We start from the raw sequence: 22,177 nt of genomic DNA, 5'->3' as shown, positions 1-22,177 counted from the left end.
GCTCTTACAATCAACGGCAAACGCGAGCTCTCGCGCATCAAGCCGATCGCGAGATCAGTCGCCCGACCTTGTACTTCGAATGCAAAAACTCGTGGACAGGTATGTGCGGCGTCGATAGCCTCCTCGCAATAAACGAACATGAGGGGGCAGCATGTCGGTTTTTAAGCTCATTTTCGGTACCTCCGTGCTGGCGCTCGTCGCCGGTACTCAGCCGGCGTTCGCGCAGGTCGATCAGGCGAGCGCGCCCGGCGCGGTGGACACCGCCTCACAACTGCAGAGCAACGCCGCGGTCGACGACACGTTCGCGGGGGAGCAGGGCGGCGGCATCGGCGACATCGTCGTGACCGCGCAGCGGCGCGAGGAGAACCTGCAGACGGTGCCGCTGGCGATTACCGCGATCTCGGGTGACACCCTGAAGAACCGCGGCGTCGTGGACATGTCGCGGCTCAACGAATTCGTCCCGGGCTTCAGCTTCGGCCAGACCGGTTCCGACGTCCGCCCCGCGATGCGCGGCGTCCGTACCGCCAACAACGGCGTCACCGGCGACCCGACCATCGGCTACTTCATCGACGGCATCTACCAGTCTCGCACAAGCCAGGCGTCGCTCGGGTTCGCCGACGTGGCCACGCTGGAGGTGCAGCGGGGACCGCAGGGAACCCTCTACGGCCGCAACACCTTCGGCGGCAACATCGTCGTGACCACCAACGCGCCGACGCACGAGCTCGACTACGGGTCGACGCTGACGGTCGGCAACTACGACAAGGTACGCTTCGAGGGCTACGTCAACGTACCGTTGTCGGAGAACGTGGCGGTGCGCCTCGTCGGCGTCACCGACTATGCCGACGGATGGGTCAAGAACAGCTACGACCCGCAGGCGGATCTCTTCGACGAGAACAAGCAGTATGTTCGAGGTTCGGTGAAATGGGACGTCGGAGATTTCAGCGCCACCTTCCGTGCCGACTACGCCAAGCAGGGTGGGAACGGCGCCTCGGCGTTCGGCTACAAGCAGATCGGGTCGTACATCGATCCGGCCACGTGTCAGATCCTCTTCAACTCGCCCAGCATCGTCTATCTGAACGAGCGCGCCGGCAACCGCGACGGAGTGCCCGACTGCAGGACCACCGCCGCCGGTCCGCTCGGTCCGGTCGGCACCGGCGTCGACCTCGGCATCCCGATCGACAATCCCGGGGACGAGTTCACCGTCTCGAACGACTACAAGCCGTTCCGAAACCTCTACCAGGCGTCAACCTCGCTGACCGCGTCCTACGACTTCGGCCCGGTGTCGCTGAAGTCGATCACCGGCTATGTGAAATACCGCGGCAAGCGCACCACCGACTCCGATTTCTCGTCGTCGTCGATCGCGATCGATCTGGCGCGCACGCACACGGACACCTTCAGTCAGGAGGTGCAGCTGCTGTCATCTAAGTCGCAGCGGTTCGAGTATGTGCTCGGCGGCTACTTCCTCAACGACACGCTGGTGAACGGCTTCATCAATCAGCAGCTGCCGCGCGTGATCCGCTCCAGCGCGCTGGCGGCGCCCATCACCGGTTCGCAGAACAACGGCACGTACCAGTACGAACGCGTGAAGGTGTTCTCGAGAGCCGCCTACGGCCAGGCCACGTTCCACGTCACGGACGCGTGGTCGATCACCGGGGGTGTGCGCTACACGCACGAGAAGAAGGAGTATCTCAACGCCACTGCGTTCTGGTACTTGCCGGCCACGCTGCCGAACGGCGTCAATCCACTGACGCGGGTGACGATCAACGACCCGACGCCGCCGCTCAGCATCTTCCCGGCGGAACCGTCGAACTGCGACGACGACGGCGTCACCGCGGCGACGATCCTCAACGCGACCGGTCAGCAGGTGGCGTCCACCTACTGCCCGCTGGAGTTCAGCCAAGTCACGTGGAAGGCGGGCACGGAGCTGCAGCTGACAGACAGCAACCTGCTCTACGCCAGCGCCTCGACCGGTTTCCGCTCGGGTGGCTTCAACGCCGGTCTCGCCGCCGCGCAGAGCGCGCCGACGTTCGGCCCCGAGAAGGTCACCGCGTTCGAGCTCGGCGCGAAGAACCGCTTCTTCGGCAACACGGTTCAGCTCAACCTGTCGGCCTTCTACAACAAGTACCGAGATCTGCAGGAGAGTCGACAGATCATCGTCGGTGGCACGACGCTGCAGACGACCTTCAACGCCGCGCGCGCGCGCTCCTACGGCATCGAGGCGGAGGCGATCTGGGAGCCGACGCCGGAGCTCACGATCGGAGCGAACCTGTCGCTGCTCAACGCCAAGTATTCGAAGTTCGAGAACGTCCCGCTGCCGTTCGGCGGATCAATCCTCGTCAACGATCCGGCGGCCACGGCGCCGACCGTCGTCAACGGAGTGACGATCGCAGGCATCGGACAGCGTCGCGTCATCGCTCCAGGCTACGATTGCCAGCCGCTCACCGGAACCGGCGGCGCCGGGCAGCCGGCCCTGTCGTTCGTCTGCGACCTCTCCGGCAACAACATCCCGCATTCGCCGAAGTACTCGGGCTCGGCCTACGCCTCCTACCGGATCGATCTGGGCGGCGACTCGGCCCTGACGCCGTTCGTCGCCGCGTCCTTCGCCGGGCACCATGACGAGCAGTCGTTCAACGACCGGCTCGCGCGGGAGGAGCCGTGGTTGAAGCTCGACGCCACGCTGACCTACGAGGTCAACAAGCAGCTGTCGCTGATCGCCTTCGTCGACAACATCACGAACGAGAGCATACAGACGCTCGTCTCGTACGGCGGCACGCCGCTGCAGGCGAGCTACGAACCGCCGCGCATGTACGGTCTGCGGCTCCGCTTCCAACGCTGAGGGATCGAGGGTGACCAGCGCGATCGGAACGGCGACGACTCTCGCTCCCGGCATGGGCGGCGTGGACGGGGGCGCGACCGTCGTGCCGGTGTCGGAAGCGCCGGAACCTGGGTTCGAACACGGACTGCCGCGCCGCCTGGCGGCGTTCGCCTTCGTGCTGGTCGCCGAGTTCTTCTACGGCTGGGCCTGGAACACAGTCGACGTGCTGCGGCCCTTCATCCGCGACAGCCTCGGCCTGTCGCTCACCCAGGCGGGATCGGCCTACTCGGCGCAGGGAGCGGGGGCACTGATCGGCGCGATCACCTTCGGTCAACTCGCCGACCGGCTCGGCCGACGCAACATGCTGGTCGCGATCATGGTCGGCTACGGCGTCATGCTGATCGCCGGCGCCGCCGTGGACAGCTACGTACAGCTGCTGGCACAGCGTTTCGTGCTCGGGCTCTTCCTCGGCGGCAGCTTTCCGGTGATCGTGGGCATCTACGTCGCCCTGTTCGCGCCGCGGGTGCGTGGTCGGCTGGCGAGTGCCGTCAATCTGACCTTCAGCAGCGCCATCGTCGCGCTCGGCCTCGCGCTCGGCCACTTAGGGGATCGCGACTGGCGCGTGCTGTTGTGGCTCGGCGGCATCCCACCCGTCGCGCTCGCCGCTCTGGCCTGGGTGATCGTGCCGGCGAGCGGAGCGAGCGCTCGGGTGTCGCGCTTCCCGATCGGCGAGCTGTTCGCGCCGAGCGTGCGGCGACGGACCCTCCTTTTGGCGACGCTGACCGGGCTGAACTTCTTCGCCTACCAGGCCTTCAGCGGGTGGCTGACGATCTACCTCAAGGAGGTGCGGCAGCTGCCGCCTGGGATCGTCGGGAACCTGGTCGCGGCGCAGTTCGCCGGCAACATGATCGGCGGCTTCGTCTGGGGCTGGGCCTGCGATCGGCTGGGGCGCAGGTTCGGCGCGTTCGGCTTCGCGCTGACCGCAGCGACGGTCGCGATCTACATCGCGAGCCCCTCGATCGTCCCACTGCTGCTGGCGGTCGGCTTCCTCTACGGCTTTGGCGTCTCGTGCAGCATCGTCTGGGGGCCATGGCTGGCGGAATTGTACCCGCCGCATCTCAAATCCACCGCCGCCTCGATCTTCAACTGGGGCCGGCTCATCAGCTTCTTCTCGCCGCTCGCCACCGGCGCGCTGGCGAGCGCGGTCGGCCTCCAGGCGGCGATGCTCGCGTCATGCGTCATCTTCGTGGTCGCGGCGCTGATCTGGCGAAGCTTGCCGGAAACGTTGGCTCGCGGGTGACCGCCAGCACCACCGTTTTGGCAGCATGGCGCCATCCGCTCGGCCGGCAAGCTGATCTCCGGTTTCCGGAGGGACCAACGCTCGTTACGCGGCTCCGGCCTGTGCCAGCGCCTTCGCACCCGCAAGCATGAAGCCGTGGTCGGAGCCGAGCAGGAAGAGCGTGGCTCCCTTGTCGGCCCACAGCGGGATGTCGTCCACGCGCGACAGGAACATGCCGATCGGACGGCCGTGTGCTCGACCTGCGGCGCAGATGCGCTCGACCGCGGCGACGACGCGCGGATCGTCCTGGTCGGTTGTGCCGTAGGCCACCGTCAGGTCGGCACGACCGACGAAGAGCGCGTCTACGCCATCCACCTTCGCTATGTCGTCGATCGCGTCGACGGCTTCTGGATCCTCAATCTGCGCGACGATCACCGTCCGTCGGGCGGAGGCGGCGAGATGATCCGCCATCGATGTCGTCGTATAGCCCGCTGCCCGTGACGATCCGGCATAACCCCGTCCGCCCGCGCCGTAGTGCGCCATGCGGACCAGGGCTCGCGTCTCGTCGGCGGAGCGGACATGCGGGGCGACCACACCGGTGGCGCCACAATCCAATGCGCCGAGCACGTGTTCCGGCGTGGTGCTCGCCACTCGCACCAGAACGTCCTTGCCGCCGGCGCGTGCCGCCAGCACGCAGCCGTCGATCGTGGCGCGGTCAAAGGGCGCGTGCTCGGCGTCCAGGCACACGCAATCGAGCGACGACAGCGCCAGCACCTCGACGACGATCGGGGACGGCGTTTTCACGAAGGTGCCGACGATGCGCTCCCCCGCGGCCAGCCGCTGTTTCAGCGTCATGCCGCGCGCGTCCACAGGCGCTCGCTGGCGCGCGCGGCGCCTTCGGCGAGCGTCGCCAGCTTGGCGTAAACGATGTCCGCATCCACGGCTCCGAAACCGGCGAAGGTCGAAAAGCCGCAGTCGGTGCCCGCAATCACGCGTTCGCGGCCGACCAGGCCGGCAAACTGCTCGATCCGCTGCGCGACCACCTCCGGATGCTCGACGAAGTTGGTGGTCGAGTCGATCACCCCGGGAATCAGCACGCGATCCTCGGGGACCAGCCCGGCGAGGTCACGGAAAGCCTGCCAGTCATGCTGATGGCGCGGGTTCGCGGTCTCGAACAGCAGGCCCTGCGGCTTCGCCTTCATCAGGACCGGAAGGATCGTGCGCATCTCCACGTCGCGCGTGTGCGGCCCCTCGTAATTGCCCCAACAGACATGCATGCGGACCTTGGCCGCCGGCACATTGCGGAGCGCATGGTTAAGCACCTCGACGTGCCGTTCGATAAGGGTGAGATAGTCCGCTTCGCTGCGGTCCTTGTACATCATGTGGCGGCCGAGCCCGAGATCCGGGCTGTCGAGCTGCAGCGTCAGACCGGCGGCGACGATCGCCTCATATTCCGGGCGCATGGCCTCGGCGAGCGCCTCGAGATAGTCGTCCTGCGAGGCATAGAACTCGTTGGGCTGGAACAGCGCGATCACGCCCGGCGACGCGGCGTTCATGAAGGCGCCAACGGGGCGGTACGTCGCCACGGCACGGCTGAGGTTCGCGACGTCGGCGTGGAGCGGAGCCAGCGTGCGCGGCGCCACCGCGGCGACGCAGCAGGGGCGACGGTAGGTCGGCGTGCCGCCGCCCGCCGCCTGGCGCTGCAGGAAGGCAGGGAAATCCTCCAGATCCGCCGGCGGTGTACGCGGCGAGTCGCCGTCGAAGCCGGTGATCCGATCCTTGATGTACGTGGCGTAGCTAATCTTCGACATCTCGCCATCGGAGACGAGGTCGATACCGCTCTCGACCTGCCGGGCAACGCAGGCGTCGACCGCCTCCCCGAGGACGTTGTCGAGCACGGCCGGGTCGACCGGCTCGCCACGCTCCTGCGCGAAGATCAGGTCAGTCACGATCCGGCTCCGCGGCAGAGAACCGACGTGGGTGGTCAGGATGCGGTCGGCCATGGTGATCCTTTCGTACGTCAGTCCGCGGTCCAGCCGCCGTCGACGACGAGGCTGGTGCCCGTCACCATCGCCGCAGCTGGCGAGGCAAGGTAGACGACCGCACCCATCAGGTCCTCGACCATCCCGAGCCGTCCGAGCTTGATGCGCTTGAGGACGTCGTCGCGAAACGCGGCGTCGTCGAAGAAGGGGCGGGTCATTGGAGTTTCAATGAAGGTCGGCGCGATCGTGTTCGACCGGATTTGATGGGGCGCCAGGTCGAGCGCCATCGCCTTCGACAGGCCCTCCAGTGCCCATTTCGAGGCGCAGTACAGCGTCCGGCGGGGCCCGCCGACATGCCCCATCTGCGATCCCATATGAATGATCGAACCGCCTCGCGCCGCGCCAATCATGCCGTTGGCTACTGACTGGGCCACGAAGAAGGCTGCCTTGAGGTTGAGGTCGAGCACCGCGTCGTAATCGTCCACGCCGACCTCGACGAACGGCTTGGGCCTGTTGGTGCCGGCGTTGTTGACGAGGATCGCGAACGGCTCCTGCGCTGCGATCGTTGCGCGCGTCGTGGCCGTGTCGAGCACGTCAAGTACCAGCGCGCGCGCGGTGCCCCCGGCGGCAGTGATCGCCCCGGCTGCCTCCTCGATCTCCATGACGGTGCGCGCCGCCAAGGTGACGTGAGCGCCCGCCTCCGCCAGCGCGGCGGCCGCGGCCAGCCCGATGCCCCGCCCTGCCCCGGTCACCAGCGCACGCAAGCCGTCCAGCCGGAAGCCTGGCGAGCGTGGCAGGTCGATCATTCTGCGGCGACCAGCGGCTCCGCTGCGCCGGCATAGGGCACGTTGCGCCCCCCGTAACGGCGCACGCGGACGTTGGCCTGCTCGCCGTGCCCGGCAAAGCCCTCCAGCGCACAGAGCCTGCTGCAGTACTCGCCGATCTGCGCGGAAGCCGCGTCGCTGGTCACGCGCTGATAGGTGCAGGTCTTGAGGAACTTGCCCACCCATAAACCGCCCGTATAGCGCGCCGCCTTGCGCGTCGGCAGTGTGTGATTGGTACCGATCACCTTATCGCCGAACGCCACGTTCGTTCGCGGGCCGAGGAACAAGGCGCCGTAGTTGGTCATGTTCTCGAGGAAATAGTCTGGGTCGCGGGTCATCACCTGGACGTGCTCCGAGGCGATCTCGTCGGCGATGCGCACCATCTCCGCCTCGTCTTGGGCCACGATCACCTCGCCGTAGCTCTCCCACGCCCGCCGGGCGTAATCGGCGGTCGGCAGGATCTCGAGCAGCCGCTCAATCTCCGCCATCGTCTCGCGCGCGAGCTTTTCGGACGTGGTGAGCAGGATGGCCGGGCTGTCCGGGCCGTGCTCCGCCTGCCCAAGCAGATCGGTGGCGCACAGTTCGGCGTCCGCGCCCTGCCCGTCCGCGATCACCAGCGTCTCGGTCGGGCCCGCAAACAGGTCGATGCCGACGCGGCCGAACAACTGTCGCTTGGCCTCGGCGACGAAGGCGTTCCCAGGCCCGACGAGGATGTCGACTGGGGCAATCGACGGCGTGCCGATGCCCATCGCCGCGACTGCCTGAATGCCGCCCAGGCAGTAGATCTCGTCGGCACCAGCCATCGCCTGCGCGGCGACGATCGCGGGAGCGGGCCTGCCCTGAAACGGCGGCGCACACGTGACGACCCGCGGTACGCCCGCGACCTTCGCCGTAATGACGCTCATGTGCGCCGAGGCGAGTAGCGGGTACTTGCCGCCGGGCACGTAGCAGCCTGCGGCGTTGACCGGCACGTTGCGGTGACCGAGCACGACGCCGGGCAGCGTCTCCACCTCAACATCGGACATCGACTCGCGCTGGATCCGTGCGAAGTTGCGGACCTGCGTCTGCGCGAACTTAATGTCCTTGATGTCTTGAGCGGACATCTGATCGATGCAGTCCTGGATCTCGCGGTCGGACAGGCGGTAGTCGTCGCGGTCCCACCTGTCGAAGCGGATCGACAGCTCGCGTACGGCTACGTCGCCGCGCTCGGCGATGTCGGCGAGGATCGCCTCGACCGTGTCCCGCACCTGCCGATCGTTGCTGGCGGTCGTTTCCGCATTGCGCCCTCGCTTCAACCACTCCGCCATCCCAACCGCTCCCATGCATTCGGATGCAACTTCGTAATCCGGTTCGGCGGTGGTTACAAGCGAGATGCCTGTCGAGAGGGAAACGGCTGTGGGGTCGCACGGCGCGATACGTCAGCTGCTCGCTAACGCCGGCGTCCGCTCGCCTTCAAGCGATAACAACTTGCCCGACTGGCAGCCTTTTTGGCGCTTGCGGCCCCTGCCCTCTCGTACCGAGGACCCCTGTGTGGACGGCCCTCCGTTGGCAAGCTTGAACAGTCGCCTTGCTATGCTGGTTGGTGCGGCCATGTGTCCGACCTGTTGGTGCGGCACATAGCCGCTGGCCGTAATGCCATTCGCGCGTCTCGGGTCCCGATCACAAACACGCACTCGAGGTGCTTGGGTCATCGTGCGTTTTCCCGATCCGGCGGTTAAACCGGCTTGTCGCATTAGCTCCTATTCGCCCTTTCCAACCTCGTCAGGCGCAGCTGCCCGCGCCGTGTTCCTTACGCGACCTGCGGCTCGCGATATCGTTCGCCGCTCGCCATCATCGCCCAGATCATTGGGCATTCTTGTTAGCGAGCGCGACTGCGGCGACCTTGGTCTTCCGCCGTGCGAGCAGCTGCACCAGCCATGGTCGCTTCGCTCCGTTCCGCTTGGCGTAGCGAACCACCGCCATTGCGCCGACGATCAGCATCTGGCGCAGGTACTCGTGCCCCGCCTTAGTGATCCCGCCAAGCCGCTCCTTGCCGCCGCTTGAGTTCTGCCGCGGCACCAGCCCGATCCACGCGGCAAGGTTACGGCCTGAGCGGAAGATCGCCGGATCGGGCACGGTGGCAACGATAGCGCTGGCGAGCAGGGGACCGACACCGGGTATCTCCATCAGGCGGCGACCAAGCTCGGTCTCTCGCGCGCTCGCCAGGATGCGGCGGTCGTTCTCCAGGATCTGCTCCTTCACGATGCGCAGCTGAGCCGCCAGCATCTCTAGGCAGAACCGCGCATCGGCCGGCACCCGCTCGTCGGTAGGATCGGCGATCACGTCGAGGAGCTGCTCGATGCCGTTCCTGCCGATCGGCGCCGCGATCCCGAACTCAGCCAGGTGAGCGCGCATCGCGTTGGACAGCTTCGTGCGCTGGCGGTTGAGGATCAAGCGGACACGGTGCAGCATCATGGCGCTCTGTTGCTCCGGCGACTTGATGCCGACGAAGCGCATCGTCGGCCGGGTCACTGCCTCGCAGATCGCCTCGGCATCCGCCGCGTCGTTCTTGCCCCGCTTGACGTAGGGCTTCACATACTGCGCCGGCATGAGCTTCACGTCGTGGCCGAGTGCCACCAGCTCGCGTGCCCAGTAGTGCGATGTCGCGCATGCCTCGATACCGATCAGACACCTGGGCAGCTTGGCGAAGAACTTCAGCATGCGCCCACGGGTCAGCCGCTTGCGGATCACCGCCACGCCCTCCGCATTCACGCCATGCACCTGGAACACGTTTTTCGCGAGATCGAGACCTATCGTCGTGACGCTGCCCATCGTGGTTCTCCTTCCGGCTCTCCGCAGGTCATCCTGCGGGAGGGTTGGAGAGCCGTCCACGTCATCATTAGCGGTCACTCCTGGCGCCCTGCCCGTCTCTCAACTTCGATCGCTCATTCATCTCGGCGGCTGACATTCTTGATGCGTCACAATGCCGTCGGCTTGGTCGAGCTTCGGCAGGGTAGCCGACAGACAGCTGTCGGTGACCTTAGCTTCGAAGCAGACGTTGTGATCCGCCCGCAAGCCAGTCTACATCGGCGTTCCTGATCTGGAGCCTCACATGCGTGCTCTGTTCATTGCAACGCTGCTGTTTTGCATCGCCTTTGGAGCGTTCGGCGTAGTCGCTGCGGCCCAGGAGAGGTCCATCGACGGGCGCTTTGATGTCGGCGGGCGTTTCATCCGCCTCTCGTGCAAGGGCACACGAGGGCCGACGGTGGTGGTTGACGCGGGGATGGGAACAGCGCCGGTCGAGGATGCGGGCTGGCGGGCGATAGCGGCGCAAGTGGAGCCGGTAACGCGTGTCTGCCTGTATGATCGGGCAGGCCTTGGGCAGAGCGATCCGGCTCAGCCTGGTCCGCGATCGAGCCTGGATGCTGCTCACGACCTGCATGCCGCATTGTCAGCAGCAGGGGTGACGGGACCTTATCTTCTCGTCGGCCATTCAGTCGGCGGGCTGCATGCCCAGGTATTCGCGGCGCAGTACCCGGCTGACACGGCCGGGCTGGTGCTGGTGTCAACAACCCATCCCGACCAATTCTCGACTTGGTTGGCGCTTTTGCCCGCCCCCGTGCCGGGCGAGGAGAAGGCCATTAGCGAGGCTCGTTCGTTTCTCACCAGCGTACAAACGGATCCGACCAAGAACGAGGAGCGACTGGACATGCATGCGAGCGCACTGGAGGCGCACCAGCTTACCTCGCTCGGGAGGAAGCCGGTGGTCGTGCTGACGCATAGCCCCAGCTTCCGCATGGTACCCGGACTTTCTGAACCAATCGCCGTCCGATTGGAAGACGCGACCCAGCGAATGCAGCAACAGTTCCTCTCGCTCTCGACCAACGCGCGCCAGAATGTCGCAGAGCGGGCGGGGCACGGTCTGCCGCATGAAGCGCCGGCCTTTGTCGTGGATGGCATTCTGCAGGGAGTCGCTGCCGTTCGGGGGCATCCACTCCGCCGATGAGCTTGAGTGGCGACGCCTTGCCATGTTCGCAGGCGAACAGCATTGCGTCTGATGCAATTTCCGTGACTCGGCCGCCCGCTTGCGGCGTCCTACTTTGCCAATCGCGAACGGCCGTGGCAGGGCGCTTGCGGCCCCCTGCTCGCTGGCGCCGAGACCCATAACCGGTCACTCAGGCGCCCCTGCCCTCTTTCCCAACTCCGGTCGCTCGTTCACCTCGCCGCTCGAGCTTTTCGGGCGTTCCGCGCAGTTGTCCGGCTGGCCTGATTTGGCAGGGAAGCGGCCTGTCCGCTTTGGTGCCGCATGGAGTAGGAAGCGGACCTAAACCATGCGATACTCGCGCCGTGAACGACATGGTCCCACCTATCTTTGGCGCGCTTCTAATCGCGATCAGCGCCCCCGCGCTCGCGTATGCGTTTGTCACTGGCAGGCTATGGGTTGGGCTGTTTCCATTGCCAGAGAATTTCTCTCCCGAGCGCATCCGTCGCGTAGATAATCCCCGCCGTTACCACTGGCACCAACTCGGGCAATGCGTCTGCCTAATCGCAGGTGTCGCGCTCGTAGCGCTCTGAACGCCCGATCGAATGTCCGCTTTTGCGCGAGGGTTGAAGATCGTTGGCACGGCCGCGATTGGCAGGAAAGCGGACGTTAAGGTGGTACTGGCAAGTTGCAGCTCCTCCTAACTCATGGCGAGGTCAGTGGATGAGGCTGCCGGTAAGGCTGACAGTTTTGCTCGTGGTGTGTGCCACTAAGGCGCAAGCCGTCGTGAGTGGCTCCGAACAGAGAGTGGCGCTGAGCGGGGTGGAGGTAACAAAAGCCTTCACCGGCTTTTCAATCAGCTACGCTCCTAGCGGGTGGGCAGACGCCGGCATTCACGAGGAATACCACAAAGGCGGAATATGGAGGGGGTTCTACTACTCCCGCGGACCGGTGCCGTTTGCAGGAAAGTGGAGGGTGTCAAAGGGCCAGCTTTGCGTATCTCCGGACACCAGCGCTATCGTCAGCCGCTGGTTCGTCGGCGAACGTTGCCGCACTGTGTGGCGTGACAAGACAACCGGACGATTGCTTGTAAAGCACCTGAACCCGCGGCTCGAAGATGACACTTATAGCGTCCAAGTTCGGGATCTGAGGCGCTAGTCAGTGTCTGCGAATTGGCGCTTGCGGCCTCCCTGCCCTCTCGTGCCGAGGACCCAACTCCGGTCACTCACGCCCTAGAAAGCGTCGCCTGATTCCGGCCGTTGGTTCACGAGGCTTGCCTGCGCTACTCGTGGCGGAGCGCATCGATCGGGTCCAATCCCGCCGCGCGTCGAGCAGGCACGAAGCCGAAGACGATCCCGATGATGCCTGAGAAGCCGAATGCGAGCGCGTTGATCGCCGGGTTGAACGACCAATCTAGTGACATGAGCCGGGAAAGCCCGGCTATGGCCACCTGCGCGAGCAGCAGCCCAGCGAGACCGCCGAGGCAGGAGAGCGTCACCGCCTCGACAAGGAATTGCAGCAGCACCTCGCGGGCAACGGCGCCGATCGCGAGCCGGATGCCGATCTCGCGCGTACGCTCGGTGACGGCGACCAGCATGACGTTCATGATGCCGATGCCGCCCACCACGAGGCTGATTGCCGCGACCGCAGCGACGATGCGGGTGAGGGCCGCGGTGGTGCCGGAGAGCGTCTCGGAGATCTGGCGCGTGTCGATGATGAGGAAGTCGTCGTCCTCTCCCGCCTCCACATGCCGCCGCTCGCGCAGCAGGCCCGTGAGCGACGCCTTGACCTGCTCGGTGTCATAGGCCGGATCCACACCGACCAGCAGCGCCTTGATGTCCCTCGTGCCGAGGAAGCGACGCGCCACGGTCTTGATCGGCATGATCACCAGATCGTCCTGGTCGCCGAACTGCCCCTGACCCTTGGTGGTGAACAGCCCGATGACCTCGCAGCTGACCGGTCCCGCGCGGAAGCGCCGACCGATCGGATCCAGCTCCTTGAACAGGTTCTTACTTACCGTGCTGCCGATCACGCACACGGCCTTACCCGCGCTCTCCTCCGCCGGCGTGAACACCCGCCCCGCCTGCAGCGGCCAGGGCTGGATGACGAAGTAGGTCGCGTCCATGCCGAAGATGCTCGTCGACCAATTGTTGCCCTCGTAGAAGACCGCCGAGGTGGTCTGCGCCTGCGGTGCAACACCGGTGACACCGCTGACCTGTCGCTCGATGGCGACCACGTCGTCGGGATCGAAGCTGGCTGGAGGTGGCCCACCGCCGCCGCGTCGAGCCCCTTGCCCTGGATGGACGTGGAGCAGGTTCGTGCCGAGATTGGCAATCTGCTTCTGCACGGAAGCCGACGTCGCATCGCCGAGCGTGACCATCGTTACGACCGCCGCGACACCGATGACGATGCCGAGCACGGTCAGGAAGGACCGGAGCGCATGTCGCCGGATCGAGCGCGCTGCGAGCAGGACCGTCGTGCCGAGCATCTCGCTAATTTTGCGGCGTTAATGGCGCTGCGGCAAGGCCAACCAAGCACCGCTGGCACGAACAACGCCACACGCCCCTCATGGCAAGTTCACTGACCGATTGAGAAGGTGCTGAACATAGGGCGATTAAGGCTGAGGAGAGTGAGCACGCTGAGCGCTGTGCTGCTACTCGTGTCGCTGCAAGCCGCAGAGACTCAGGCCGCAAATCCCGAGCCGAGCTCCGTCAGAGAGATCAAGATAGACGATCAGCTTGATGCAGCCTTTCTGGCGGCCGCGGACGCAAACCACGACGGAGTGCTCGACCTCAACGAGTTTACCGCCGAGTTTGACCGCCGCATCGATGCGATGATCGCAGGCGATGGCGAGGCGCAGAGGAAGATCAAACCGGCGGATCGAGCCAAGATGCGCGAGGGCATGATTGCTCCTGGCTTTCGCGGAATGGACAAGAACTCAGACGGCCTTCTCACCAAGGACGAGGTGAAGAGCTTCAGCCGTTAGCTCCTCGCGATCCAGCGCGACAGCAGGCCGGCGATCACGGCTAAGATCATCGATGGCAGGGGCCCTTCTGGGCGCCAAGCGAAGGTGTTTGAACGACTTGTTTGTGAGGATCACGGCCGGATCGCTGCAGTGCGATCAGCGGCGGCAGATGCCGCTCCGCTCCGAGTGCCGGAGCGGGCCACTGGCCGCACATTGGTTAGACACTGCGTCATTCAGATCCTGGGTCCAGTATGGTTGCAAGTTCGCTTGCCTTCGTCTCGCAACAGGAGCGATGTCACCGAAAAGGCAAAGGAAAATTAGATGACCATAGGTACGCTGCTCCTCTCCGCTTTGGCGCTTGCTCTGCAAGCCGATCAAGGCGGCGCGCAGGAGAAAGCCGCAGATCCTTCGATCAAGGAACGGCCGATCTGCCGAAGCGAGGGACGCAGCGGCTCGCGCATGCAACGCCGTGTCTGCCACACAAAGGCTGAATGGCAGCAGATCGATGCGGCCGCCAGCCCGGTCAAAGGTGGTTCACCAGACTGGATCGGGCCAATCGGAGGCAAGTAGATCTGGTGAGTAGCGACCTGACCGCTTTCGCCCGATTCCGACTCCCTCACCTCTCGTCCCCAGGAGACCCATTTCCGGTCAATCCAGAGGCCTTGGCCGCCTTCCGACCCCGGCCACTCGTTCATGTTGAGGCCCGGGTCTTCGTAGGGTGCTGCAGGGTGATCGACCTTGCCTTGGCGGGCAGGTTAGCGGGCTCGCGGCTTAGTCGCCGTCGAAGCAGCTAAACAGACCCTAGGATCGATCTTGTGCTACGGCCAGATCAGCCGCATCCAGGGAACCAAGGTGCCAGGACTACCCTCGCCGACGAGGGTCAGATGATAAGCCTGAGAATGAAGGTCGGGCAATCGGGCGATAGCACCGGGGCGGATCGGCAAGATTGACGCCGTCCTTGAAGCGCAGAGCTTTGAAGCTCTCGTTCTTGGAGGCGCTGAGCCACACCGGACCTAGATTTAGATCAAGGTTGCTGGTCTGGTTGATGGCGCGCGCCGGCGGTGCGTGCCAGCTTCGCACGATGTCCATGCTGCCACGCCTGCCCAAGTCTGCGGCCGAGTACCGCAGTGACGCCGAGCGATGCCGTCGCTTGGCAAAAGGCGTGGGAGAACGTGACGCGGCTATGATGCTTTCGCTCGCCCGCGACAACGACTGTCGCGCCGCTCAGGTCGAGGCCATCGATGATCGAACCTTCGGTCAACCACCAACGTAAGTGGATGAAATTTCCTTTGACGAGCCCTGCAGTTTTCATTCTTGATGTCGATCAAGCTTACTAGGAGAAGTAGCATTGGCCCGGGAAGCTGCCTTCATCCTGTTGGTTGAAGATGATCCTGACATAAGCGCGATAGCGGTGATGGCCTTGCACCTTGATCCTAACCTTACAGTTACGTCGATGCGAACTGGCGCTGACGCGCTCCACCATCTCCAGCATTCACCCAAACCGGACTTGATACTCACCGACAACAACCTCCCCGATATGGATGGTGTCGCTCTCGCCAAGGCGATCAGGCGGGCCATGAAGGACGCGCCGCCGATCGCGTTCTTCACGGCGTCGGTGCGCTCAGCTGACATCGAGCGCTACTCAGCCGCAGGGGCCGTCGGGACCATAGCTAAGCCGTTCGATCCGATCGGTTTGGCCGCTCAGGTTCAAGCGCTTCTCCGTTCGACTTCGGTCTAGGGCGCTGCATCGATATTGAGCCGGACCCGTAGGGGCTTCGTTCAGCATCAAGTGCTAGCAGCTGCCGCTGTCACGACGAAAGGCTCCGACATGACCGACCAGCGGGACCTAGAGAACGCGTTCAGCGCTGCCTTCCGCCAGGCGTTTCGCGGCCGGGCAGTTGAGGTGGCGGAGAGCCAGCGCGACCAGGCTGTTCGCATCGTTCGAGAGCGCTGGCAGCAGGTAATCGACGCCGTCACGGCGTACGCCGCACTACCGGCTTAGGCCGCAAGCCTGCGATCGACGGCCTCTTTGATACCGTCCCATAGCTAAGCCCGAGCTAGGCTGTGCGCGCGGATGGCCGCTGTAATCTGATCGGTAACCTGCTGTCGCACGAGGCCCGTGCTGCGTCACAACGGCCGCGCCTCCCTGTTCAATGTCATTGTAATTAAAACGCGCGCGCAGAGGAAGTGGTCGCTCAGCTTGAGCTGCGGCACTGCCCGCTGCGTGAGGTGATCTCCTCCTGAGACAGCTAAGGCTGTGCCTTACAGCTGCGCACGCGCTGCCCTAACGCTGCGAGTTTGCCAAGCGGATGTCCGCTAGTGGGCGGTTGCCGCCCCCTCCCCTCTCGTGCCGAGGACCCGACATCGCCCCTTCAGAGGCTCCAGCTCGCCTCCTGTTTTCCCGTCCATCCAATGTATGGACGGGGTAGGTTGGCGAGTACGAAGCCCCGGCGCGACAGGCGGGCGCTGCGGTGCGCTGAGCCGAGATCCGAGTGCGATTACGCGACGGGCTCAGCTGATAGCGTCGGGAACACGTCGTCTTAGGAGACTTCCCGATGCTGCGCGCAGCCGCCCTTACCTTCGGCCTACTGCTGCCTGCCGCCGTGATGGCGCAAACACCCGCCGATACTCGCTTCCGCCGAGATCCGGCACTCATGCGGGTGCAGCAGGCGCAGCTCGTCGCCGCGATCAAGGCGAAGGATCCGGCCACGGCTGCCGCACTCGAGACTGCCTTTCGACAGGACGTGGTGGAAGCAGTGCGTCCCGCATTCCAGCGCTTCGGGTTCTCTCCCGATGATGCGGCCGACATGACCGCGGCATATTGGATCACCGCCTGGGAAGCCGCGCACGGGCAGGTCGGTGTGGAGACCGACCCTGCGATCGCGCGCGGCGTGCGGGCGCAGCTCGCCGGGGTGCTCGGGCCCAAGCTGCGCGGGCGCGGCGATGCGGAGAAGCAGGAGATCGCGGACACGATGCTGCTCCAGATGCTGTTCGCCGACGCGCGCATGCGCGCCGCAAAGGCAGGGGGCGACGCGAAGGTGCGCGCGATGAGCGACGCCATCCATGCGGAGGCGTCCGAGTTGCTCAAGACCGACCTGCGCCAGGTCGAAATGACCGCCTCTGGCTTCAAGCCCGTTGCCGCTGCGACGGAGCAGGATACTGGGCCGGCGCCTGGAAGCGGCCGCACGCCGCCCGTGTCGGGGCTCTACTTCCGCGCGATCGCGGGCGGCGCGGGGGTCAGCTACGAGCCTCTAGTGTTCTTCACCAACGGTGATTACGTCGAGTTGGACGAGACGCCGCTCGTCGACCTCGACGCCGCCGCGGATCGCGCACGCTCCCCAGCGCGATGGGGCACGTGGCGCAAGCAGGGGGAAACCTTTCTGCTGACCAGCAGCAAGGGGCGAACAAGCGACTATCGCCTGGGATTAGGCAGCTTCTTTCCCGCATTCACCGCCGATCGCTCGCCGTTGTCGGGGACGTACAAGCTGACGAGCGGCAGCACCGTCTACATGGCCGACGGCCCAGTCTCGACGCTCGGCGTCAGCCGCCTCACCTTCGCGGCCGACGGCACGTTCACGCAGGGCGCCGAGGGCGGGGGGGTCGCGCCGACGGTGGCAGTATCCAGCCGGGCGGCCCAAAGGTCGGGGAGATGGAAACTAAGCGGAACGATGCTCGAGCTGACCTATGCGGATGGCAGGCAGGTCCGTAAATCCTTCGTCTGGGCGGCGCAGGGCACGCCACCGCGCCCCGACCCTGACATGGCCTTCATTGGCGGCGACCCCTTCTTGCGCGATCGATGATCTCGGCAGAGCGTTCGCATGCCGGAACCACGCTGAGCTGTCCGACGGACAAAGAGCGTCAGTCGATACAATGTAGGTAGACCCAAAAGCGGTCACTCAAGAGCTACTCGTCGCAACCCATCTTCGGACATTCATTCACCTTCAAGCTGCCGATGAGGTGACGAGACGAAGCCACTGAGAGGCGGCCTCTCTGAGCGATCGATCACCAAGCCCCTTTCACTCACTGCGCTCTGTTGTGAGGCCGCAGCTGGCGCTGCAATCGGCCGCCATGGTCGACTAGGTGGGATTAAGCGACTGTATGTCTCAAGCGTGATGTCAGCGACATCCTGCGAACGGCACAACGGCAGCTCCGTCCTTCATCACAAACCGAATGCCTCGCAACGCCCTAATGTCCTGCGACGGATCGCCAGCGACAACGAGCAGATCGGCGTGCGCGCCGGGGCGCAGAACGCCGAGTCCATCGTCGCGCAGCAGCCGGCCTGCCTCCCATGTCGCCGTGCGTAGTGCCTGCGCCGGAGTCAGCCCGGCATCGACATAGCCTTCGAGCGTTCCGCGCGTGCCGGCTCCTCGACCAGGCGCATACGGGAAGTAGAGATCGGAGCCGAGCGCGATCCGTACGCCCGCCTTGTGGGCCCGCATCAGCCGTTCATGGAACATCTTCAACTGCTGCTCGATCTCACCGGGCGGCGGCTGTCGCTTCCACGACATGGAGAACTCTTTCACCATCTCGATCGAGGGATCGGTCGGAACGAGCCACACGCCTTTGGCGGCCATCAGCTTCAATGTCACATCGGATATCTCGTAGCCATGTTCGATCGACGACACGCCTGCTTCCACTGCCTCGCGGATCGCAGCATCGAAGGTTGCATGTGCCGCAACCGGAATGTTGTGTCGCTGAGCCTCGCTGACGATCGCCTGCATCTCAGCAACGGTGAGCCGGGTACGCTGAGGTGACGCTTCAGGGTACATCTTGATGACATCAGCGCCGCGGGCGATCGCGTCGCGAACGGCAGCGCGCGCGTCGTCGGCGCCATTGATGACCCGGTACTCGCCCGAGACAAGCGCGTGTGGGTCCATCGGCAAACGCTCAAATTGTCCGCCTGCCGGAGCGAGCCCGGGACCCGAACCGATGATGCGCGGGCCGCTCACCGTGCCGTTGGTGATCGCCTGTCCTAACACGAGATCGAGGAATTGACCGGAGTTACCAAGGTCACGGATCGTCGTTACGCCGGCACCGAGGTACTGCTGTGCCCGGGGTATGCCGGTAAAGGTTCGCCCGATAGCGCCACCATGCGTGTTGTCACGGTCGATGGATTGACTCAGCGGCTCGCCGAACTTCTGCTCTGCCAGGATGTGGGTGTGCGCGTCGATGAGACCTGGCAGCACACTGCAGCCGCGCGCGTCGATCTCAGTCGCGCCTGTCGGAAGCGCGATGCTAGGCGCGACCTCCGTGATCCGGTCGCCACGGATCAGGATGTCGCGGCCCGAAAGCATTTTCCCGCTCTCTGCATCCCAGAAGCGGCCGGCATGGACGAGCGTCACCGGACCCGCCGGTCGCTGCGCCATACCTTCGGCCGCCACGGTGGCGAGCAGCAGGTGCAACAGGATCTTACGCGTGAGTTTCATTGAGACTCCTCCCCTCTTTGCTAGTCAGCAGTTCCCGACCATCCCTGCGTTGTGAGCCTAGGCCCAGCGGCTCCGCATCCGGCGCTCAGTCCCGAACGACGTGGATAAGTGGCACGGGTGACTTACCTGTGCAACACACTTAACGCAGATGCCCAGCCCTGCACGATGTTCGCGACCAAGGCGGACTTCGGCGCGATGAAAATGTCGCGACGGGCTTGAGGGCGAGCGATGCCGGTTTCGCCGCCATCACGGACAGCCTACGAAGCCGGTGGCGTCGCTGGCATTCCGGGGAACAGCAATGCCAGCGCCAGGGCGAAGATCATAACTGCCCTGTTCATCACATCGAACTTTCGATCCGACCGGCCGCCACGAGGGCGAGTCTTAATGGCTCGCTAGACGGCCTCGGTTCGTTGCTAAGTAGGCGAGGATCATCGTGACCTCGATCCATGACGTCGTAGAGCCTGCTGAAGGTGAGCGTGACGAAACGTCTGATCAGCCACTCTTGTGTGAGGTGTGACAGATGCCGCGTGCACGACCTTGAAGCAGCCGCTGGGCTCCCTCGTGACAACGAGGAGGCAGAATCGTCGCCGATGGTGGACAAGCGTGTCGGGTCAACGGCATCGATCATGAAGTTGTCGAGCGTAGTGCCCGAGAATGGATCGACGAGTTCAACCTCAGCGCGAATCCGCTTGGTCGTCTGGAACAGCGAGCCGATCAGAGGCAGCCGTGAGGCTCGTGCTGGCGTGGGGGAACTGGTGGCCGCCTCATCGATGACGATCCGCAACATCGCGGTCGGAAGCGAGGGTTCGTGGTCGGCAATGGCGAGCTCGAACGCAAGCCGCAGTCGATCGCACAGCTGATCGCGATCGCCATACCCCTTCCGTCGTCGCACCATTGTGGCGCCGATGTGGTAGCGCCGCGGAGTGGCAGCAGGCGGGCCACCGCACCACAGCACAGGCGCGCCGAGCAGAACACAGCGCCACGATACGGAGCCTCCCTCGCTCATCATCATGATCCAACCTTGTGGAACGGGCGAGCCCCTCGCGGAGGGCTCGCCCTTGATCAGACCAGCTGGCGCCGCAGCGTGGGCGCACGTCGACGGAGCGACGTACCGACGAGCCCGAAGCCCAGGATCATCATCGCCCAGGTCGCAGGCTCGGGCACAGCGCCAGCGCCGATCGCGCGCACATCCCACTTGATGTTGTCGATGCCGACATTCTCGCCGGCCCCGAACCAGAGATCAACGACGTTGCCATATCCGGCGTTGAAGGTGACAGACTGGTGGGTGGGATAACCGGTGCCGATCGAGCCGGTCTGGTACCCGCCTGCGCCCGGGTTCACGTTGTAGGTCGCCGTCTGGCAGTTCGACAGGTTGACGAAGCAGCCGAGATCGAACGACTTGAGCGTTATCTCATAACCAGCAGCGGCGCTAAGCGTGAGGCGGCCGCGAGTGCGGAAGTCGGTTGATCCCTTGTTGCTGTATGCCACCCCCACGAGATCGCCGAAGCCGCGCTCGTAATAGTAGAGCGGGCCGCTTGGAAAACCATCGTAGGTGCTGCCGAAGTTCACCGACACCTCCGCGGTGCTCCCGTGCCCCTGGTCGATGGCGGCGTTGTTGGTGCAGAGTTCCTCACCGTTGCAGTAGTTGCCCTGCGTAAAATCCAGCATCTGCACCGCCGCTTCGGCCGGCATGGAGGTCATCACCGCGAACGCAGCCGTCAACAGAGGCATGATCATCTTGCTCATTATATCTCCCTTTCTCATAGCAGCAGCGATCGCGGCGGCAGACAGCCACGAGCTTCTTATGTCGTCATCGAAATGTCGGCGGCTGAGCTTTTCGACTGTCCCGCCGCCTCGTTTACTATACCGCGCCGGTGCGGCGCTCATCTGTGTCGCGACGAAACAGGACGTCGCGGCGACGAAGCCGTCACCGATGGTCCACGGCTCCGCGCGCGGCCGGTCACCCAGCTCAGTCCGCCTCACAGTCGCCAGTACGCTGCCCTCTCAGCCGGATCTCCAGCGGTTCCGGTAACTCGGGCAGGCGCGAGGACGTTGTCGCATCGAACGCGGTGGGCGAGTAGCTCCCGCTGATCGATGCCGAGCGGACCTGCGCGCCACTGCGGCATGAGCGCGCGAGATCGATCCGCCCTCCGCCGATCTGATCGCGGGCCATGACACAGTCTCCCGGCATCGGCCGGAGCGCGAACAATTCCGCGATCTCATCGGCGCTCATGCACTCGTCACTGACCTTTGACGGTGCGCCCTTGACCGTGGCCGTGACGCGATAAGTGCCGGGGGTCGGCGCGTCCGACGGGCTTGCAGCGCTGACGGCGCCTAAAGCGAGGCTCCCACTCAACCCGGCGCAGAAGCCGACGATCGCGATCGCGAGCCTCATGCCGCGCACTGCCGCTCGGCCGCGAGCGTCGCCAAGCGCCCAAGTCGCTCTTGCTCTGCCACGCTGTATTGAGGCGCCGTCGGTACACCCGCGGGCGCATTCGACCGCGCCAGCGCCTCGGCAGCCGATTGCCCCGCTCCCTGCGCGGCGAGCGAGCCGAGTGCCGAGCCGCCACCCGCCGCCATCGCCACGCCAGGAACCATGACCGATGCCATCGTCTTGGCAAAGCCGAACAGGCCTCGCTTCGTTTTCGCCGCTCGCTGCGCCTTGACCGCGCGCGCTGTCGCCCCTTCCTGAAGAGTGCCGAGTTCGGCAGAAATCATCTCGCAGGTAAGCGGCTGCTCGCCGGCGTGCGGATCGGCACGCGAGGCAGGCGCCTGCTCGCGGTGTGCCGTCTGGGACGAGGCCCATGAGACCGACGGTTGACCGAGCGCCAGCGCGGCGACGATCGTTGCGCCGACGAGCGGCGATATCTTCTTCATGGCGGTGTTCCTTCTCGAGCTGGGCGAGCCCAGATCGAGGAGCGCGCC

The 22,177-nt window shown here is 64.9% G+C and carries 19 protein-coding genes and 1 pseudogene; 8 read left to right on the top strand and 12 right to left on the bottom strand.

All coding sequences use genetic code 11. The annotated features are described in order from the left end of the window. Positions 1-151: 151 nt before the first annotated feature. Together FHY03_RS06030 and FHY03_RS06025 are read left to right on the top strand one after the other, a co-directional pair. A complete protein-coding gene (locus FHY03_RS06030; protein ID WP_183929490.1) occupies positions 152-2,836 on the top strand; it encodes a TonB-dependent receptor in 2,685 nt (894 codons plus the stop codon). Positions 2,837-2,846: 10 nt separating this feature from the next. After that, entirely contained in the window at positions 2,847-4,115 is a 1,269-nt protein-coding gene (locus tag FHY03_RS06025) for an MFS transporter (RefSeq protein ID WP_183929488.1), read from the top strand. 84 nt (positions 4,116-4,199) lie between these two features. On the opposite strand, the gene FHY03_RS06020 is transcribed toward FHY03_RS06025, so the two are convergent. The 5 genes and pseudogenes from FHY03_RS06020 to FHY03_RS06000 form a co-directional block, all read right to left on the bottom strand. Continuing rightward, positions 4,200-4,949 (bottom strand): HpcH/HpaI aldolase/citrate lyase family protein, encoded by a 750-nt coding sequence (locus tag FHY03_RS06020; RefSeq protein WP_183929486.1) that lies wholly within the window; start codon positions 4,947-4,949, stop codon positions 4,200-4,202. Further along, positions 4,946-6,097 (bottom strand): cobalamin-independent methionine synthase II family protein, encoded by a 1,152-nt coding sequence (locus FHY03_RS06015; RefSeq protein WP_183929484.1) that lies wholly within the window; start codon positions 6,095-6,097, stop codon positions 4,946-4,948. The genes FHY03_RS06020 and FHY03_RS06015 overlap by 4 nt, the downstream gene beginning before the upstream one ends. A gap of 17 nt (positions 6,098-6,114) precedes the next feature. Beyond that, on the bottom strand, positions 6,115-6,882 hold the full coding sequence (locus tag FHY03_RS06010; RefSeq protein WP_183929482.1) for an SDR family NAD(P)-dependent oxidoreductase: 768 nt from the start codon (positions 6,880-6,882) through the stop codon (positions 6,115-6,117). Further along, positions 6,879-8,207, bottom strand: coding sequence for a histidinol dehydrogenase (hisD, locus tag FHY03_RS06005; RefSeq protein WP_183929480.1), 1,329 nt, complete (start codon positions 8,205-8,207; stop codon positions 6,879-6,881). Before hisD ends, FHY03_RS06010 begins: the two co-directional genes overlap by 4 nt. A 482-nt stretch (positions 8,208-8,689) precedes the next feature. Then, a pseudogene (locus FHY03_RS06000) lies at positions 8,690-9,711 on the bottom strand (IS110 family transposase). A gap of 280 nt (positions 9,712-9,991) precedes the next feature. Here FHY03_RS06000 and FHY03_RS05995 point away from each other — a divergent pair. Continuing rightward, complete coding sequence (locus tag FHY03_RS05995) at positions 9,992-10,885, top strand: alpha/beta fold hydrolase (RefSeq protein ID WP_183929478.1); 894 nt, start codon at positions 9,992-9,994, stop codon at positions 10,883-10,885. Between the two features lie 1,258 nt (positions 10,886-12,143). Here the strand turns inward: FHY03_RS05995 and FHY03_RS05990 are convergent. Further along, entirely contained in the window at positions 12,144-13,349 is a 1,206-nt protein-coding gene (locus tag FHY03_RS05990) for an ABC transporter permease (protein ID WP_183929476.1), read from the bottom strand. A gap of 141 nt (positions 13,350-13,490) precedes the next feature. Here FHY03_RS05990 and FHY03_RS05985 point away from each other — a divergent pair, with 141 nt between their 5' ends. Together FHY03_RS05985 and FHY03_RS05980 are read left to right on the top strand one after the other, a co-directional pair. Further along, on the top strand, positions 13,491-13,847 hold the full coding sequence (locus tag FHY03_RS05985) for a hypothetical protein (protein WP_183929474.1): 357 nt from the start codon (positions 13,491-13,493) through the stop codon (positions 13,845-13,847). Between the two features lie 300 nt (positions 13,848-14,147). Continuing rightward, on the top strand, positions 14,148-14,396 hold the full coding sequence (locus FHY03_RS05980; protein ID WP_183929472.1) for a hypothetical protein: 249 nt from the start codon (positions 14,148-14,150) through the stop codon (positions 14,394-14,396). A 454-nt stretch (positions 14,397-14,850) separates the two neighbouring features. On the opposite strand, the gene FHY03_RS05975 is transcribed toward FHY03_RS05980, so the two are convergent. Beyond that, entirely contained in the window at positions 14,851-15,138 is a 288-nt protein-coding gene (locus FHY03_RS05975) for a hypothetical protein (protein ID WP_183929470.1), read from the bottom strand. Between the two features lie 36 nt (positions 15,139-15,174). Between FHY03_RS05975 and FHY03_RS05970 the strand changes: the two genes are divergently transcribed. The 3 genes from FHY03_RS05970 to FHY03_RS05960 all read left to right on the top strand — a co-directional run bounded on the left by FHY03_RS05970 (position 15,175) and on the right by FHY03_RS05960 (position 17,626). Then, positions 15,175-15,564 carry a response regulator gene (locus FHY03_RS05970; protein WP_183929468.1) on the top strand — a complete coding sequence of 130 codons (390 nt, stop codon included), beginning with the start codon at positions 15,175-15,177 and terminating at the stop codon, positions 15,562-15,564. Positions 15,565-15,654: 90 nt separating this feature from the next. Then, complete coding sequence (locus FHY03_RS05965; protein ID WP_183929466.1) at positions 15,655-15,828, top strand: hypothetical protein; 174 nt, start codon at positions 15,655-15,657, stop codon at positions 15,826-15,828. Between the two features lie 553 nt (positions 15,829-16,381). Then, a complete protein-coding gene (locus FHY03_RS05960) occupies positions 16,382-17,626 on the top strand; it encodes a hypothetical protein (protein WP_183929464.1) in 1,245 nt (414 codons plus the stop codon). Between the two features lie 315 nt (positions 17,627-17,941). On the opposite strand, the gene FHY03_RS05955 is transcribed toward FHY03_RS05960, so the two are convergent. The 5 genes from FHY03_RS05955 to FHY03_RS05935 form a co-directional block, all read right to left on the bottom strand. Further along, positions 17,942-19,252, bottom strand: a complete 1,311-nt coding sequence (locus FHY03_RS05955) for an amidohydrolase family protein (RefSeq protein ID WP_183929462.1) — start codon at positions 19,250-19,252, stop codon at positions 17,942-17,944. A 337-nt stretch (positions 19,253-19,589) separates the two neighbouring features. Beyond that, positions 19,590-20,264, bottom strand: a complete 675-nt coding sequence (locus FHY03_RS05950) for a hypothetical protein (protein WP_183929460.1) — start codon at positions 20,262-20,264, stop codon at positions 19,590-19,592. Positions 20,265-20,314: 50 nt separating this feature from the next. After that, positions 20,315-20,998 (bottom strand): PEPxxWA-CTERM sorting domain-containing protein, encoded by a 684-nt coding sequence (locus FHY03_RS20970; RefSeq protein WP_260158738.1) that lies wholly within the window; start codon positions 20,996-20,998, stop codon positions 20,315-20,317. A gap of 223 nt (positions 20,999-21,221) precedes the next feature. Continuing rightward, positions 21,222-21,647 (bottom strand): DUF3617 family protein, encoded by a 426-nt coding sequence (locus FHY03_RS05940; RefSeq protein ID WP_183929458.1) that lies wholly within the window; start codon positions 21,645-21,647, stop codon positions 21,222-21,224. Next, complete coding sequence (locus FHY03_RS05935) at positions 21,644-22,129, bottom strand: hypothetical protein (RefSeq protein ID WP_183929456.1); 486 nt, start codon at positions 22,127-22,129, stop codon at positions 21,644-21,646. Before FHY03_RS05935 ends, FHY03_RS05940 begins: the two co-directional genes overlap by 4 nt. Positions 22,130-22,177 lie beyond the last annotated feature (48 nt).

The sequence above is a fragment of the Sphingomonas sp. BK345 genome (assembly GCF_014193845.1).
GTDB lineage: Bacteria > Pseudomonadota > Alphaproteobacteria > Sphingomonadales > Sphingomonadaceae > Sphingomonas.
The sequence above is the reverse complement of the archived record's forward strand: the minus strand, read 5'-3'. Positions and strand labels throughout refer to the sequence as shown.